The sequence below is a fragment of the Rhodanobacter glycinis genome, from assembly GCF_006438785.1.
Classification (GTDB): Bacteria; Pseudomonadota; Gammaproteobacteria; order Xanthomonadales; family Rhodanobacteraceae; genus Rhodanobacter; species Rhodanobacter glycinis_A.
Window position 1 is genome coordinate 312,822 of record NZ_RCZB01000004.1, and the last position, 15,477, is coordinate 328,298.

A 15,477-nucleotide genomic window follows, 5' to 3' on the forward strand; every position below is an offset into this window, starting at 1 on the left:
ATGGTCTCGTCCCTGTGCAATCAGCGGAGGGCCGATGTCGACCCATTCCAACCGGTCGTACTCAGTAGCCAGCGGTAACGGTTGGCTGAGGTGAACGACCGACTGTTGCCATACGCCACCACTGCACGGATGCTGCTTGCCAAGCGGACAGCATTGCCGCCGGGCACAAATACCATCTGGACTGACGCCCATGAGTAGCGCTCGCCATGAATTGACATGTCTGTCTGAGCGGGGGTCGCTTCTGATCCGTATTTTCGACAAGCTGCCGGGCCTGGTCGCCTATTGGGACACCGAACAGCGGTGCAGGTTTGCGAACGCCGACTATGAACGGTGGTTCGGCATCAAGCCAGAAAAGTTGATCGGAATGACTCTGAGCGAGGTGCTCGGGCCTATTTACCAAATGAATCTCCCCCACATACTGGCGGCACTGCAGGGAGAGGAGCAATTGTTTGATCGTGAGATCCCCGACCCGCAGGGTGGGCCTCCCAGGTACAGCCAAGCGCACTACATACCCGACGTGCTCAACGGCGTCGTACAAGGGTTTGTCGTTATGGTCTCCGACATAAGCAGCCGAAGGAAGCTTGAGCTTCAGCTCCGCGAGGCGCAGGAGCGAGCAAACACCATGGCTATGCATGACTCTCTCACAGGGCTACCCAATCGCGCTCTCCTCGAAGATCGTCTACAGGGGGTCATCGAGACTTCGAAGCGGCTCTCCAGTCGATGTGCTGTTCTCTTTCTCGATCTCGATGGATTCAAGAACGTCAACGATGTTCTTGGCCATGGGGCGGGAGACACCGTGCTCCGTGAGGTGGCGAGGCGCCTGGTCAACGAGCTGAGACAGGTAGATACCGTGGCTCGATTGGGTGGAGACGAGTTTCTTATCCTGTTGCCTGAGGTCAATGGCCGAGATCAAGCAAGCGTCGTTGCCAGCAATTTGCTTGCGATGATGCAGCGAGAGCCATTCGAGGTGGAAAATCAGTCGTTCATACTGTCCTTCAGCATTGGCATTGCTTTTTGTCCCGATGATGGCGTGGCGGTGCATGAACTGCTTGGGCATGCAGACAGTGCCTTATACACAGCAAAACGCGCCGGCAGGAGCCAATTTGCATTTTTCACACCCGAAGCGAGTGGTTCCGAGACCCCATAGTCGCCTGCCAACGACGCGGCCCGTGTCGCGTGTCCATAGCGACACCGCAAAAATCTTCGAACCACTCAACCGCAACGTTGACCGTCCGTTCCTGGCTGGAAGTCGACGATCGGTAGCCAAGGGTTCGGCGGCAAGGTCAACGAACCCACCCCGCAAGCTCGCGTGGTGCACCGGCGGAGCCCGCACCGGGCGCGGCGGATCGGCCCGGACGGCCGCGCTCGAAGTGGCGAGCCCGCGATGCAGATGCATCAACTGCATCGGCGCACCCGCTGAGGCCACACGCGCAAGATCCACTCCCGTTCTCGCCAAAAGGCGTGCGCGCGCGAGGGTAGAAGCCTCGTGCGCAACCGGAAAACCCTCGCCGGCAACCGAAAAACTTCCGGGCGCAAGGGTAAGACCCTCGCACCGCGAACCTGCCGACCTCCGTGTGCAACCCGAAGACCTTCGCGCGTGGTGCCGCGGACTTCGCCATGCCGAGGTTCCAACCCTTGCGCGCAAGGGTTTTACGGTTGCGCACGGAGCTGGGGAGCCTTGCACCCGGGAGTTTTTCGGTTGCGCGCAAGGGTCGGGATCTCCGCGCTTCGGAGTTTCTCGGTTACGCGCAAGGTCGCAACCTTTGCGAACGGAGCTATTGCGGCGGTGCATGGAAGTCAGGTGGAAGGACTGGGACGTTCGGAGTCTTGAAATGTCCGACCGGTTCGGGGATCTCATGCTCCTGGCTCTTCAGCTCTTGCCACCGCCATGCGGTGGCGCACCGAGTGCGCGCCAGGATGGCGCGCTGCTCTGCCCGGGGCCCCTGTGCGGCGGTGAGTCGGGGACGACAGGCCGCGCAGCGGGAGTCGACAGGGATGTCGACTCCTTTTCGCACGGGCACGATGCCCGTTCGAAAAGCCCGGCCCCGGCTCACGTACTTGCCGGGCAGGGATGCCCGGCAAGCGCCAAGCGGGGTGGCCTTCTCTGTTGGTTACTTATCTCTTGGCCACGCAAGAGATAAGTAACTCGGGTCGCGAAGCGGCACGAAACGCTCTTGATTCATACCCCAGTCGGACAACCAGCGCATGGTCGGCAGCGCGCACGAAATGGACGGCCAAATGCGCTGGGCCCCGGCGTCCGCCGCGGTGACGAGAGGAAGTTGGGGCGTCGCCGCCAACACAAACTCAGCGCGCCAGCGCCCCATAAGCCTCCAACGCCCGCTGCCGCGACTCCCCCAACTCCACCATCGCCGCCGGATACCCACTGCGCCTGAGCAGACCAGCATCCCTCCACGGCTCATGCAGCAACCCCAACGGCGCCTCCGCCAGCTCCGGCAACCATCGCCGCAGATAGACGCCATCCGGATCGAAGCGCTTCGCCTGCGTCACCGGATTGAACACGCGGAAGTAGGGCGCGGCATCGGCGCCGCAGCCGGCCACCCACTGCCAGCCCAGCGTGTTGTTGGCCAGATCGGCATCGACCAGGGTGTCCCAGAACCAGCGCGCACCGTGCTGCCAGTGCCGGCGCAGGTTCTTGGTCAGGAAGCTGCCCACGATCATGCGCACGCGGTTGTGCATCCAGCCGGTGTGCCACAGCTCGCGCATGCCGGCGTCGACCAGCGGGATGCCGGTGCGGCCGCGCTGCCAGCGTTCCAGCAAGGCCTGATCCGCCGGCGCCCACGGGAAATCGTCGAAGCGCGGATTGAAGTTGTCGGTCGGCGTGCGCGGAAAGTGATACAGCAGGTGATGGGCGAATTCGCGCCAGCCCAGTTCGCGCAGATAGGGCTCGATGTCGGGGCGGCGTTTCGCGTCGATGGAGCGGGCGCGACGATCGAGTTCGGCATGGATCTGCCGCGGCGAAATCTCGCCGAAATGCAGGTGCGGCGACAGCCGCGAGGTGCCGTGGCGCGCGGGCAGGTCGCGTGCGTGCGCGTAGTCGCCGATGGCATCGTCGGCGAAGATCTCCAGCAACTCTTGCGCGCCGGCTTCGCCCGGTCGCCAGCTGACGGCCAGGCCATCGGCCCAGGCGATGCGCGGCAGCAGCTCGAGCGCCGCCAGCGGCAGGCTGCCGGGCAACTCGCGCCAGCCCGGCACGCGTGGCGCGGGCAGCGGTCCGGTCGCCTGCAGTTGCGGGCGCAGGTTTCGCCAGTACGGCGTGAACACCTTGTACGGCTGTCCCTGCTGGGTGGCGATCTGCCACGGCTCGCACCACAGCGCGGCGTTGTGGCTGTGCACCGCGATGCCGTCGCCCTGCAGCGCGCTCTTGATGTGTTTGTCGCGGGCGATCGTGGCGGGTTCGTACAGGCGGTTCCAGTACACCGCGCTGGCGCCGCTGCTTGTGATCAACGCGCGCAGGATTTCCAGCGGCTCGCCGCGGCGCAGGTGCAGGCCGGCGCCCGCGTCACGCAGGCTTTTCCCGAGGGCGGCCAGCGAGTGGTGCAGCCACCAGCGACTGGCGGCGCCGTCCGGCCACGGGCCATCGTCGTCGCGGTGGATGAACACCGGCAGCACCTGTGCGTGGGCGGCACAGGCCGCGCTCCACGCGGGGTTGTCGGCCAGGCGCAGGTCGCGCCGGAACAGCACCAGCGCCGTGCTCATCGCCATGCGCCCCGTCGGCACCGCACGCGCACGCTCAAAAACCGAACAGCGGCTGCAGCGTGCGGGCGACCCAGCCGGAGAACACCAGCGGCGCATCGGTGGCCGCCACGCAGATGCACGGCACGCCCGGCGACGTCACCGGCTGGTGATTGGTCTCGCCATCCAGATCGGCCACGTCGCCGGGGCCGAAATGGCCGAGCATGTCGTCGTAGGCACCGTCGAGGATCATGGTCAGCTCGTTGCCGCCATGACTGTGCAGCGGCAACTTGCTACCCGGTGCGATGCGCAGCAGCATCAGGTCGCCGCCGCCGATGCCGCTGGCCAGGATGCGCTGCACGCCCGGCGCCACGCGGCGCCAGCGCAACGCGCGCATGGAGTTGCCGAACCACGGATGCAGCGCACTGGGCAGCCGATCGGGGTCGTGTTCTTCCACGATGTCGGCCGGCGGCGCTGGCGGCTCGACCGCCGGCTCGGCATCCAGCAAGACCAGCATGGCGGCGCGCGCATCCTCGGCCGGCGTGTCGACGCGTTGCTGCTGCAGCAGCACGCCGCCGATCTGGTCGGCGTCGAGCAGGCGCGTGCGGCATGCGGCGCAGCGCTCCAGGTGCACCGAAGCAACCACCGCCAGCGCCGCCGGCAGCGCGCCGGCGGAATAGCTGAGCACGGTGGCATCGTCGAGATGATGGTTTGGCGTCATCGCGGCGCCCTCATGCTGACCTGCAGCTTCGCGAAGGCGCGCCGCAGCGAGGATTTGACCGAGCCCAGCGGCATTTGCAGCTCAGCGGAGATCTCGCTGTGGCTTTTGCTTTCGAGGTAACACATGCGTACCAGCTTGGCCTGTACGGGGGGAAGGCGATCGATCGCCTGTTTCAGGATGTCCTGGTCGAAGGACGATTCCGGTTGTGAGTCGAGCCGCGCGGACTCGACATGATCGATCCGGTCCAGTCCTTCCTGGATCGGCAACCAGTGCGGCTGGCGCCGCACGTGGTCGATGTACAGATTGCGCGCCACGCGGTACAGCCAAGTGGCGAGGCTGGCGCGCGCCGGATCGAACATGGCAGCCTTGCGCCATAGCGTCAGCAGCGCCTCCTGCACCAGCTCGTCGGCCATCGACTCGGGCACGCCGAGATTGCGCAGGTAACGCTGCAGGCGCGGCGCGAAATGGTCGTAGATGCGCATGAAGCTGGCGCGGTCGCGCTGCGCCGACACGGCCGACATCTGGATCGACCAGTACTGCGCATCGGGGGCGGCGTTGCTCACGGGAGGGGCCACGACTCGTTTCGCCCGGAAGGGCGCTACCTCGGCAACGGCTTGGTCGGAATCCATCATACGCAACTTCCCGCCTGCGACGACCGCCGGACGATCCGGCCGTTTCGCATGCTTCATGCCGCTGGCATACGGCGGGCGAGGGAAATCGGATGCACCGGCCCGGCGGCCGGTGCAGGCGACCGGCCCGGCCGTGACGGGGTGGCGTGTTCCTGCGGGGCGGCCGACGGCCGCGCGAGGAGCCGGTGATCAGGCCTTGCGCCGACCGCGCGGTTTGGGTGCGATCGGCGCGCCGGCTTCGATCGCGGCGATCACCGCCGCGGTGTCCTGGCCGAGCACGGGCGCGGCGAACGGTGCGGGGCCCGGGGTGCGCCCGAAGCGGATCGACTGGGCGACGCCGCGATAACGGCCGACCACCGGATGCTCGAAGGTGTCGATGATGCCCTGCGCCTGCACCTGCGGGTGGTCGAACATGTCCTCGATCTGGCGCGCGGCGGCACAGGGCACCTCGTCGCCGAACAGGTCCTCCCATTCCAGTGCGCTGCGCGTGGCCAGCGCCGCGTGCAGCTTCGGCAGGATCTCGGCGAAGTGTTGCGCGCGCTTGCGCACGCTGTCGTAGCGCGGCTCGTCGGCCAGCGCGTCGAGACCGGTCTTCGCGCACAGCGCTTTCCAGAAGCGCGGCGTGTTGGCCGAGATGTAGATCCAGCCTTCGCGCGTGGGGTGGATGCCGGTGACGCCGCCGGAGCGCATGTCGCGGCCGATGTCGAGCGACTCGCCTTCGGCCCAGATCATTCGCGCGGACTGCATGGTCAGCGCGCTGCGCAGCAGCGAGACACCGACGAACTGGCCCAGTCCGCTGCGCTCGCGCTCGTACAGCGCCGACGACACGCCGGCAGCCAGCAGCGCCGCAGCGTAGTAGTCGACCACCGAGCCGTAGATGATCTCCGGCGGCCCGCCGCGCTTGCCCTGCAGCGTGCACATGCCGGTCATGGTCTGCAGCACCTGGTCGTAGCCGGCCTTGTCCTTCAGCGGTCCGCTGTCGCCGTAGCCGGTGATCGCGCAGTAGACCAGCCGCGGATTGATCAGGTTCAGTTGTGCATGGCCGATGCGCAGGCGCTCGGGCACGCCGGGGCGGAAGTTGTGCACCAGCACGTCGGCGTCGCGCACCAGCTTGAGCAGCGCGGCATGGTCGTCCGCGCGCTTGAGGTCGAGCACGATGCCGCGCTTGCTGCGATTGACGCCGAGGAAGGCGCGGCTTTCGCTGGGCAGCGTGGACGGGTACTGGCGCAGGTTGTCGCCGTCGGGCGGCTCGACCTTGATCACGTCCGCGCCCTGGTCGGCGAGCAGCGAGCAGGCGTACGGCCCTGCGATATAGGCGCTCAGGTCCAGCACGCGCACGCCCGCCAGCGGACCGTGGCGGGCGGCTTGCGACTCAGGCGGGGAGGTTTCCATGCGCGGCGCGTCCATGGGGATCGATGTGTGTGCTGCGGGCCACTCTGCACCATGCCTTCGCGAAGAAACAGGCGAGGCGGCTATGTTCTGGCGCCACAAATTCTTGTGTGACGACCGCGGGCCGCCGCCGTCGGCGAATCAACCGTGCGGCTCCGGAGCGAGCGGCAGCCAGCTCAGCCGCCAGCTGCCGTCGACGCGGCCACCGGTCATGAAGTACGGCGTGAACAGCAGCGGTGCGCGATAGCCCGGGTCCAGCGCGATCTGCGGCACACCATCGGCCGGCGTGGGCAGCAGGGTCAGCCACTGCTCCGGCGGCGCCGCGGGCAAGCGCAGCGTCTCCTCGATCTTGAAGTCGTCGATCAGCCCCGTCGCATAGACCAGCGGGCCGCAGGTGATCGCGGCGTACTCGAAGTGCAGCACTTCCTGGTGCACCTCGCTGCCGTCCGGCGCGCGTGATTCCTGCACGTTGCGGTTGACTGCGCGATGCAGCATCGGCCGCATCGGGAAGCGCGCCACGATCTCGTCGCCATCGCACCATTCGCGTTCGATCACGGCGTAATCGCCCGGCACCACCACCACGCCGGCATCGACGCCGTTGACCGCGAGCGTGGCGCCGGCGGCCCACGACGGAATGCGCAGCTTCAGCGCGAAGCGCGTCGCACCCGCACCGGCGATGCACAGCCGGATTTCGCCGGGATAGGGGTAGGCAGTGTGCTGGGTGATGCGCAGCTCGCGGCCGTCCGCGCGGGTGAAGCGTGCCTCGCCCGGACCGTACAGATTGATCGCGATGCTGCCGTCGGCGGACTGCGCGAAGGCGATTGCAGGCAGCTCTTCCAGCGCCATCGCGCCGCTCGACTTGCAGCAGCGCCAGTACGTGGTGTGCACGCGGCGACCGTTCGGGAAGACGTAGTAGCACCAGTCCTCGCCATTCGGCGCCTGCGCGCCGAGCAGATCGTTGTAGGCGCTGCGCTCGATCTCCTCGGCATAGGTCGCCTCGCCGGTGATCGCGAGCAGCTCACGATTCAACTGGATCCACGACAGCGTCGAACAGGTTTCGACATAGCCGTACGGACTGAACACGCCGGGTGGATTGAACACCTCGCGCGAGCGATGCGCCACGCCGCCCCACGGTCCGCCGCCGAGCGTGAGGTGATGCTCGCGGATGCTGCGCCACAGGTGATCCACCGCGCGTCGGCAGTCCTCGTTGCCGGTCGCCTTGTGCAGCTTGGCCAGCCCGACCAGGTTCCATTCGAGCTGATACGCCTTGGCGGTCGCGATGCCGGCCGCGTCGACCCCGGCCAGTGCACGCGGCAGCAGCGCGAGCTCGCGGTGGTCGTTCGCCTGCTGCAGCACGCACTGCGCGAGATCGAGGTAGCGCTGCTCGCCGGTGACGGTATACAGCTCGACCGCCGGGTCCATCAACACCGTCGCCGACATGCCGTGATGGTTGCCCAGTTCGGTGATGTCGATGCCGCCTTCGTACAGCGTGCGCCAGCACAGGTCGCCGATGCTGCGCGCCGCGTCGAGGTAACGCGGCTCGGGGAAGTGCCGATGCACTTCGAGCAGGCCGAGGATCAGATAGGCATGCGTCCAGATGTCCCACGTGCGCACGCTGGGCGCACCGTCCCAGCTCGCCGGCTTGGGCGGTTGCGGCCGCATGAAGCGGCGATCCGGCGCGTAGGTGCCGAGGTAGCCGTCGGCTTCCTGGGTGGATACCAGAAAATCCGCGACGCGTCGCAGGTGTGCGAGCAATGCCGCGTCGCCGCTGCGCGCGGCGGCTTTCGCAGTGGCGTAAAGCCACTTGCCCGCGTGCTCGCCGTACCAGTCGCCTTCGCGGTTCTGCTGTCGATGCGCCGGCGCGAAAATGGCTATGGCGGGGCTGTGTTCGTCGGCGATGAAGTGCGACAGACGCCCGCGCAGGTTGGCGTCCAGCGCCGCGCCGAGCAGGCCGCGCAGTCGTGTTTTCGGCGCCATCAGCCTGCGTCCACGACACAGCGGAAACCGACGCAGCCGGAGCGGTCCTTGCTCGGCGCCATCAGCAGGTATTTGCCGTGCTGGTCGAGCCGATGCGCCTGTGGAAAATACCAGTGCGAAGTCTGCGGCTGATACGAACTGCCACCGCGCAGGATCGCTGCGCGCGTATGCTCGTCGACGTATTCGTCGGTCCATTGCCACACGTTGCCGACCAGATCGAGCACGCCGAACGGACTGGCCGCCTCGGGATGCGCGTCGACGTCGTCGGGCGCATGCAGGCGCCGTCCGCGTTGCGTTGCGGGCACCATCGCTTCGCGCCAGTCGTTGCCCCAGGGATACGTGCGCCCGTCGCCGCCCTGCGCGGCGTACTGCCATTCCCACTCGCGTGGCAGCCGCTTGCCGGCCCACAGCGCATAGGCGCGCGCGTCCTCGATCGATACCCAGGTCACCGGCTTATTGTCCCAGCCCGGTGGCGGTGCACCGTTCTGCCAGTGGCGCAGGAAGTTATGCGGATCGCGCGGGCGCCAGCCGCTGGCGCCGAGGAACGCGCGGTACTGCGCGTTGGTCACCGGCGTGCGGTCGATGAAGAGTGCCGGCATCGGCATCCGATGGCGATGACTGCGGCGCGCGCTGTCCTCCCACGGGTACTGCACGTCGTTGCCCTCCCAGGTCTGGCCCTCGATCTCGACGCCGCCGACCGCGAAGTCGAACGTGCCGGCGGGAATCGCCAGCATGCCGGGCGGTGCTTCGGCGGCTGGCCGCGTGGGCGCGATCGGCAGCAGTTGCTGCGGCAGTGAACGCCACCGGTTCGACAAGGACGCCAGCGGCACCGCGGAGCGTTCGCGCATGCGCGCGAGGAAGGCATCGAGGCCATCGAGCGCGGCGCCGGGTGCCAACGCCAGCAGCGCACCGAAGCCGCAGCCCTCCAGCGCGAAGTCGAACACCGCGCGATCGCCGTCCAGGCGCGGTTGCAGCGGCACGCCGTGCCACGCGTCGTAGTACCGGGTGCCGTCGTGATGCGGCAGCGCGATCTGCTCGCCGGCCACCGCGTATTCGTGACGATTGACCAGGGTCCACAGCGTGTAGCCGTCGGTCGGAAAGCGGCTGGCGAATACGCCGGCCTGCAGTGTGCGCTCGTACGGGCGCCAGTCCATGCTGACCAGCGCGGGCGCGAACTGGCGCTCGATCGCGGCGATGCGGCGCAGCGTTTCCGCGTCGCGCGGCGTGAGCTGGTTCCAGATGCCCCAGATGTTTTCCCAGGCGTTGTAACCGATGCCGTTGAAGAAGATGTATTGCAGGTCGTGGTTGCGGTCGCGGCCCCAGCGGTTCTCGTAGTTGATCATGTGGCGCGGCTCCAGCCACTTCCACTTGGCCACCGGCGGAACCGCTTCGTTCGGTGCCTTCTTGCCCCAGCTCTGCACGTTCCAGATCAGCTGCTCCTCGGCGCTGATGGTGGATTCCGGCTGCAGCACCACCGGACAGCCGAGCGCGTCGCAGGCGTCGAAGAACGCGCGCGGCACGCCGTTGTAGGTGTCGCCGTTGATGCCGTCGGCGCCGACCGCCATGACCAGTTGCGCCATCGCCTGCCAGTCGTTCTGCGCCGGCTCGCGCGTGCCGTTGTCCCACGGCATGGTGGGCAGGAACACGCGTACGCCGCGGCGGTGGAAATCGGCCACCGCACCCTTGAGTCCGTCGAGGCCGCCGGGCAGGTCGTGCGCGAGATCGGTCTTGTTGCGGTCGTCGATGCCGATGTTCGGATAGACGAACCAGATCAGCACGCTGTCGATGCCGCCGTAGCGCGCTTCCAGGTCGTCGAGGTAGCGATCGACGGTGTAGCGGCCGGCGACGGGATCGAAGAAATAGCGATCCTCCACCATCATCTGCGCATGCACGAAGTTGCGCTGCGCCCACTGCAATTCGGGACGGCGGTAGTTGGCGTCGTCGTAGCCGATCCGGGTGAGGTGCTCGCGCCGCCAGTCGGTGAGCTCGGCGACCCAGTCGTCGGCGCTGCCGTCGACATCCATCTTCCAGTGGCCGATTTCGGCGAACGGCCAGCCCGGCGCCTTGCCCGGCGTGGGCAGGTAGCGCCCGGTGGTGACGTGCGAGAACTTGTATTCGTGCGTCACGCGCGCGGCAGGCGTGGAGGCATGGCTGGGGGAATCGGGGTCGGTGCTCATCGGTTGCTCGGTAAAGCCGGGTGGGGCGAGGTCATTGCAGCGCCTGGTAGACCAGATCGTAGAAGTTGCGGCTGATCCGCGGCAGGTCCTTGCCGCCATCCTCGCGCGGCAGGTGTTGCAGCATGAGGATCGCCAGCAGATGCTCGTGCGGGTCGATGCTGTAGTAGGTCGAGGCCGCACCGGTCCAGCCGAACTGCCCCGGCGAGCCAAGCTGGCCGCGTTTGGCCGCATCGATCACCACGTAGCCGCCGATGCCGAAACCCTCGGCGTCGCTGAACTGGGTGACCGGTGGGTCGAGCATGGTGAGGTGGTTGCGCAGCATCAGCTCCACCGTCTTGCGGCCGAGCAGCTCGTGTCCGTCCAGCGTGCCGCCATCGAGCAGCATCTGCGCGAAGCGGGCGTAGTCGCTTGCGGTCGAATACAGGCCGCCGGCGCCGCTGGTGTAATCGTTGAGCGGCACGCCGGGATGCCTGGCGCTGGGGCCGTCGGCGATGCGCAAGTGCCCGTCGCTGCCGGTCGTGGTGATGTCGACCACGCGCGTGCGCTGCGCCAGCGGCACGCTGAAGCCGGTGTCGTGCATCGCCAGCGGATCGAAGATGCGCTGCTGCAGGAAGCTGTCGAACGATTGCCCGGAGACCACTTCGACCACCCGCGCCAGCAATTCCAGCGACGCGCCGTCGTAGCCGAAGCGCGTGCCGGGGTCGGCGGCCAGCGGCACATGGCTCATGCGTTCGGCAAAGCCGCGCAGGTCGGCCGCGCCGTGCGGGTCGATGCGTTCCATCAGCGTGACCGCCTGCTCGTCGCCCTTGCGGCCGGCCGGATAACCGGCGGTATGGGTAAGCAGCGCGTGCAGCGTGATCGGCTTGTCCGCTGCGCGCAGTTTCGGCGCATCGGCGGTGCCGCCGATCATCACCTGCGGAGCCTGGAAGCCCGGCAGGTAGCGCGAGAGCGGGTCGTCCAGGGTGAGCTTGCCTTCCTCCACCAGCATCATCACCGCGACCGAAGTCACCGTCTTGGTCATCGAGTAGATGCGGAAGATCGCGTCCTTGCGCATCGGTGCGCGGCGTGCGAGATCGGCATGGCCATAGGCCTGCCAGTCCACGATGCGGCCGTTGCGCGCCACCAGGGTGACGCCGCCGAGGTAGCCGTCGTCGCCGGTGGCGCGGCGCATGTAGTCGTGCAGCCACTGCAGGCGCGCGGAGGAGACGCCTTGCGCGTCGGGGCGGGAATCCGGCAGCGGCGTTGCGTCGGTTGCCCACGACGGCAGCGCCACGCACAGCAACACCGCCGCCAGCAGGCTGGACCAGACAGTGTTCCTGCGGACAGGGGTGCTGCGTACTTCGATCATCGGGAGGTCCTCGCCGGGTCGCGACGCCGCGGGGAGGCGAGGCGTCGCGACCGGCATACGTCACGTCGGGATCAGAACGTGATCGTATACGTCAGCGAAGTCATGCGGCCACGACCGGCCCAATAGTTCTGATAGCCGGCAAGCTGCGACCAGCTCAGCACGTACTGCTTGTCGAACAGGTTCTCCACGCCGAGCGAGAGCTTGCCGTAGCGCGCCATGTCGTAGTTCACGCCCAGGTCGAACAAGGTGTAGCCGTGGGTCTGCTCGTTGTAGGTGTAGGTCCTGCCGTCAAAGGCACGCGTGTCGCTGCCGGAGAGGTGGCGACCGAACAGCGAGGTGAAGCCCAGCGTGGCATCGGCATTCGGCAGGAACTTCCAGGTCAGCGCGGCGGCGAACTTGTCCGGGTTGATGTCGAGCACGCCCATCGGCTTGTTGAGGCCCCCGGCCGGATACCTGCCTGCGGCGTCGGCGGACCAGAACGAGGTCTTGCCGGTGATGTGCGAGTACAGCCCGGTGACCTTCCACTGCTCGTCGAAGCGCCATTCGGCCGTGGCCTCAGTGCCCTCGATGCGTACCGGTGCGCGCGACAGGATGAAGTCGTTGGTGTCCGGATTGATCGCCAGCGAAGCGCCGAACGGCGACTTGGAGATGTAGTGCGTGGCGCCGAACGAGGCGCGCTCGCCGCGCCAGTTGAAGCCGATCTCGTCGTTCTTGTAGATGATCGCGGCGAGGTCGCTGATGCGGTCGACGGACTGCCCCGGCACGTTGATGTTGCGCAGCGGGATGCCGATGTTGGGCAGGGTGAAGCCTTCGCTGTACGCCGCGTAGACCGACCATTCGTTACCGATGCGCCAGATCGCACCCAGGTTCTTCAGGCTCTCGGTGTACTTCACGCCGCCGCCCTGCACGAACACGCGGTTGTTGTAATAGGTCGAGGTGTAGCTGTCGACGGTGAGCTTGTCGTTCTCCCGACGCAGGCCGCCGCTCAGGGTGACCGGGCCGATGTCCCACGATAGCTGGGCATACGGCGCGGTGCTCTTGTAGTTCATCGGCGGCACCCACAGCCGGTTGGTCAGCGCCAGCCGCTGCTGGGCCTGGTCCTTGCCGAAATCGATGCCGGTATGCAGCTCCAGGCCGGTCACGTCGAACAGGTCCGAGCGCGTCCAGGAGGTGCGGATGCCTTTCTTGTGCGAGTCGATCTCCGACTGCTCCCACAGCGTGCCCAGCGGCGCGAACAGCGGGTCCTGCTTGGCCGGGTCGAGCTCGGGCAGGTAACGCATCGCCTGGTCGGCCTTGTACACGTTGATGTCCAGCGAGCCGCCGAAGAAATCGCTGTGGCTGTACTCCAGGCTGTACTGCTTGAAGTCGTTGAACGCATCCTTGGAACCGTAGATGTGTCCCTTCTCCGAGGTATTGGTGCGCGGCACGTCGCACGGCGGATCGTCGTCCGGGCCGCGGCAGCCGAGCACCTGGATGTAGTTGCCCTTGCCCTCGATCTTGAAGCGGCTGTAGGTCGCCTGCAGGCGCTGGGTGCCGCCCTCGCCGAAGTTGAAGCCGCCCTTGAGGAACAAATTCTTCGAGGTGGAATCGGCCAGCGAGCCGCTGGTGTTCATGCCGATGCGACGGCCGTTGCCGTCGTAGGAAATGCCGCGGTCGATGTACGAGGCCGCCACCAGCAGGTCGTAGGCATCCTGCTTGGCGGCGAAGGTGACGCCGGTCTTCCAGCCCTCGCTGCCGCCCTTGCCCTGGGTCTGGTAGCGCGTGGTGACGGTGGTCTCGGTGCCTTGCTTGGTCGGCACCTTCGAGATGTAGTTGATGATGCCGCCGGCGGCGCCGATGCCTTCGGAAGCGGACGGGCCGTTGATCACCTCGACGCGTCCGATGATGCCCATGTCGGTGAAGGTGCCGTTGCGGGTGCCCTCGCGCAGCGGCGAGCCCTGCGGGATGCCGTCGAACAGGCGCAGCGGGATGCGCCCGCGCAGCGTCTCACCGGTGTTGCTCATCGCCTGCGAGGATTCGGCGTAGCCCGGCACGGTCCGCGCCAGCACCGCGGTGGCGTCCTCGGTCACCAGCAGGGTGTGCTGGATTTCCTCTTTCGAGATCACCGTGATCGCGCCGGGAATCTCGTCGACCGCCTTCGCAGTGCGTGTGCCGGTGACGATGACGCGATTCAGGTCGACGACCTTGTCGCCCTTCTTCTTCGCATCCTGCGTGCCGGTGTCCTGCACGGTGTTGGTGCCGGCGGCGGGCGCGGCGTCCTGCGCATGTGCGCTGGCCGAGATCGCGGAGAGCAACAGGATGCTGCTGATCGCTGCGGTGAGTGGCTTGATCATGTCGTGTCTCTTGGTGATGTTGGGTGGCCGCGGGTCAGCCGGGATGGCGGCCGCGATGCAGCGCAGTGCAATGCGCCAGGGACGATCTGCAGTGTGTTTCATTCGCGACGCTCTCCCCGGCGTCCCGACAGCCCTGTGCTTGATTTTGAGCGAGCCTATGCGCTTCGCCGTCCGCAAGGAACCAGCGCGACCTATGTTCAGAGGCTAGTTTTTGTTGCTTACGAACGAAGCAAATGTGTGTCGCAACGCAACATCGCTGTCATCGGCGGCGTGTCGGCGCGGACTCAGCGTGGGCGCGGCTGTATCGCCTGGCGGCTTTCCTGCAGAAACACGGTGACCAGGCGCACGCGCACGCTGGAACGCGACCACACGATGCCGATGCGCCGCGGCACCGTCGGGGCGGGCAGCGGGATGCGCGCCAGCTGCACGCCCTCCGGCCACGGATGCGCCCAGTCCGGCACCAGCGAGACGCCGAGGCCGCGGTCGACCATCACGGCGATCGCGTTGAGCGCGTTCAATTCAAAACGCTCGTGCGGCACGATGCCGTGGGCGCGCAGGTATTCGTCGGCCTGGCGGCCACCCCACTGGTTGCGGTCGTAGCGGATCAGCGGTTGCGTCGCCAGCAGTTCGTGCGGATCGCGCTCGGCCATGCTCTTCGGTGCCAGCACGATCAGCGGCTCCTCGCGCAACAGCAGCCATTCGCAGGTCTTGGGCAACGCGAACGGCGCCTGCAGTACCACCGCCGCGTCGAGGTCGCCGGCCTCCACCGCGCGGTAGAGTTCGGCCGAGTAGCCCGGCTTGATAAACACATTGATCTGCGGAAACGCGTCGACCATGCGGGCAAGCACGTCCGGCAGGATGCCGGCCAGGGCGGTGGGGCAGGCACCCAGGCGCAACTCGCCGGAGACGGTGTTCTCGTTCGCCACGCTGCGCAGGTCGGCGACGTTGCGCAACAGGTCGCGCGAGCGCTGCAGGATGCGCGAGCCTTCCTCGGTGACGCTCACCGTGCGGCCGACGCGGGCGATCAGCGGGGTGCCGATCTCGCGTTCCAGCGTGCGGATCTGCTGCGCCACCGCCGCCGGCGTGATGTTCAGCACGCGCGCCGCGGCCGCCATCGAGCCCTGGTCGACGATGGTGATGAAGGTATGCAGGAACTGGGTGTCCACGGCGACTCGCTAGGCATGTGCGGCAGGTTGCATGATGAGCCAAA

General features: G+C 67.1%; 10 protein-coding genes. 1 reads left to right on the forward strand and 9 read right to left on the reverse strand.

Translation table 11 applies throughout. The annotated features are described in order from the left end of the window. Window positions 1–190: 190 nt before the first annotated feature. A complete protein-coding gene (locus EAH75_RS15280; RefSeq protein ID WP_140806052.1) occupies window positions 191–1,147 on the forward strand; it encodes a GGDEF domain-containing protein in 957 nt (318 codons plus the stop codon). Between the two features lie 1,157 nt (window positions 1,148–2,304). Here the strand turns inward: EAH75_RS15280 and EAH75_RS15285 are convergent. From EAH75_RS15285 to EAH75_RS15325, 9 genes are all read right to left on the reverse strand, one after another. Then, window positions 2,305–3,717, reverse strand: a complete 1,413-nt coding sequence (locus EAH75_RS15285; RefSeq protein WP_140649605.1) for a cryptochrome/photolyase family protein — start codon at window positions 3,715–3,717, stop codon at window positions 2,305–2,307. 34 nt (window positions 3,718–3,751) lie between these two features. Next, the gene (locus EAH75_RS15290) at window positions 3,752–4,414 is read right to left on the reverse strand and encodes a ChrR family anti-sigma-E factor (protein ID WP_140806054.1); all 663 of its coding nucleotides are present in this window, start codon (window positions 4,412–4,414) and stop codon (window positions 3,752–3,754) included. Further along, window positions 4,411–5,046 (reverse strand): sigma-70 family RNA polymerase sigma factor, encoded by a 636-nt coding sequence (locus tag EAH75_RS15295; protein ID WP_140806056.1) that lies wholly within the window; start codon window positions 5,044–5,046, stop codon window positions 4,411–4,413. Before EAH75_RS15295 ends, EAH75_RS15290 begins: the two co-directional genes overlap by 4 nt. A 186-nt stretch (window positions 5,047–5,232) precedes the next feature. After that, on the reverse strand, window positions 5,233–6,435 hold the full coding sequence (locus EAH75_RS15300; RefSeq protein WP_140806058.1) for a CaiB/BaiF CoA transferase family protein: 1,203 nt from the start codon (window positions 6,433–6,435) through the stop codon (window positions 5,233–5,235). A gap of 138 nt (window positions 6,436–6,573) precedes the next feature. Further along, a complete protein-coding gene (locus tag EAH75_RS15305; protein ID WP_140806060.1) occupies window positions 6,574–8,409 on the reverse strand; it encodes a glycoside hydrolase family 127 protein in 1,836 nt (611 codons plus the stop codon). After that, window positions 8,409–10,586: a formylglycine-generating enzyme family protein gene (locus EAH75_RS15310; RefSeq protein WP_140806062.1), complete on the reverse strand. Its 2,178-nt coding sequence runs from the start codon at window positions 10,584–10,586 to the stop codon at window positions 8,409–8,411. Before EAH75_RS15310 ends, EAH75_RS15305 begins: the two co-directional genes overlap by 1 nt. Window positions 10,587–10,617: 31 nt before the next feature. Further along, a complete protein-coding gene (locus tag EAH75_RS15315; RefSeq protein WP_161596308.1) occupies window positions 10,618–11,934 on the reverse strand; it encodes a serine hydrolase domain-containing protein in 1,317 nt (438 codons plus the stop codon). Window positions 11,935–12,005: 71 nt separating this feature from the next. Then, window positions 12,006–14,267, reverse strand: coding sequence for a TonB-dependent receptor (locus tag EAH75_RS15320; RefSeq protein ID WP_140806066.1), 2,262 nt, complete (start codon window positions 14,265–14,267; stop codon window positions 12,006–12,008). 284 nt (window positions 14,268–14,551) lie between these two features. Beyond that, a complete protein-coding gene (locus EAH75_RS15325; RefSeq protein WP_140806067.1) occupies window positions 14,552–15,433 on the reverse strand; it encodes a LysR substrate-binding domain-containing protein in 882 nt (293 codons plus the stop codon). Between the last annotated feature and the right edge of the window lie 44 nt (window positions 15,434–15,477).

Excerpts from the sequence above, each read along its gene's own strand:
- EAH75_RS15320 (WP_140806066.1), bottom strand. The coding sequence starts at position 14,267 with ATGATCAAGCCACTCACCGCAGCGATCAGCAGCATCCTGTTGCTCTCC.
- EAH75_RS15295 (WP_140806056.1), bottom strand. The coding sequence starts at position 5,046 with ATGATGGATTCCGACCAAGCCGTTGCCGAGGTAGCGCCCTTCCGGGCG.
- EAH75_RS15280 (WP_140806052.1), top strand. The coding sequence starts at position 191 with ATGAGTAGCGCTCGCCATGAATTGACATGTCTGTCTGAGCGGGGGTCG.
- EAH75_RS15300 (WP_140806058.1), bottom strand. The coding sequence starts at position 6,435 with ATGGAAACCTCCCCGCCTGAGTCGCAAGCCGCCCGCCACGGTCCGCTG.
- EAH75_RS15310 (WP_140806062.1), bottom strand. The coding sequence starts at position 10,586 with ATGAGCACCGACCCCGATTCCCCCAGCCATGCCTCCACGCCTGCCGCG.
- EAH75_RS15305 (WP_140806060.1), bottom strand. The coding sequence starts at position 8,409 with ATGGCGCCGAAAACACGACTGCGCGGCCTGCTCGGCGCGGCGCTGGAC.
- EAH75_RS15315 (WP_161596308.1), bottom strand. The coding sequence starts at position 11,934 with ATGATCGAAGTACGCAGCACCCCTGTCCGCAGGAACACTGTCTGGTCC.
- EAH75_RS15290 (WP_140806054.1), bottom strand. The coding sequence starts at position 4,414 with ATGACGCCAAACCATCATCTCGACGATGCCACCGTGCTCAGCTATTCC.
- EAH75_RS15285 (WP_140649605.1), bottom strand. The coding sequence starts at position 3,717 with ATGAGCACGGCGCTGGTGCTGTTCCGGCGCGACCTGCGCCTGGCCGAC.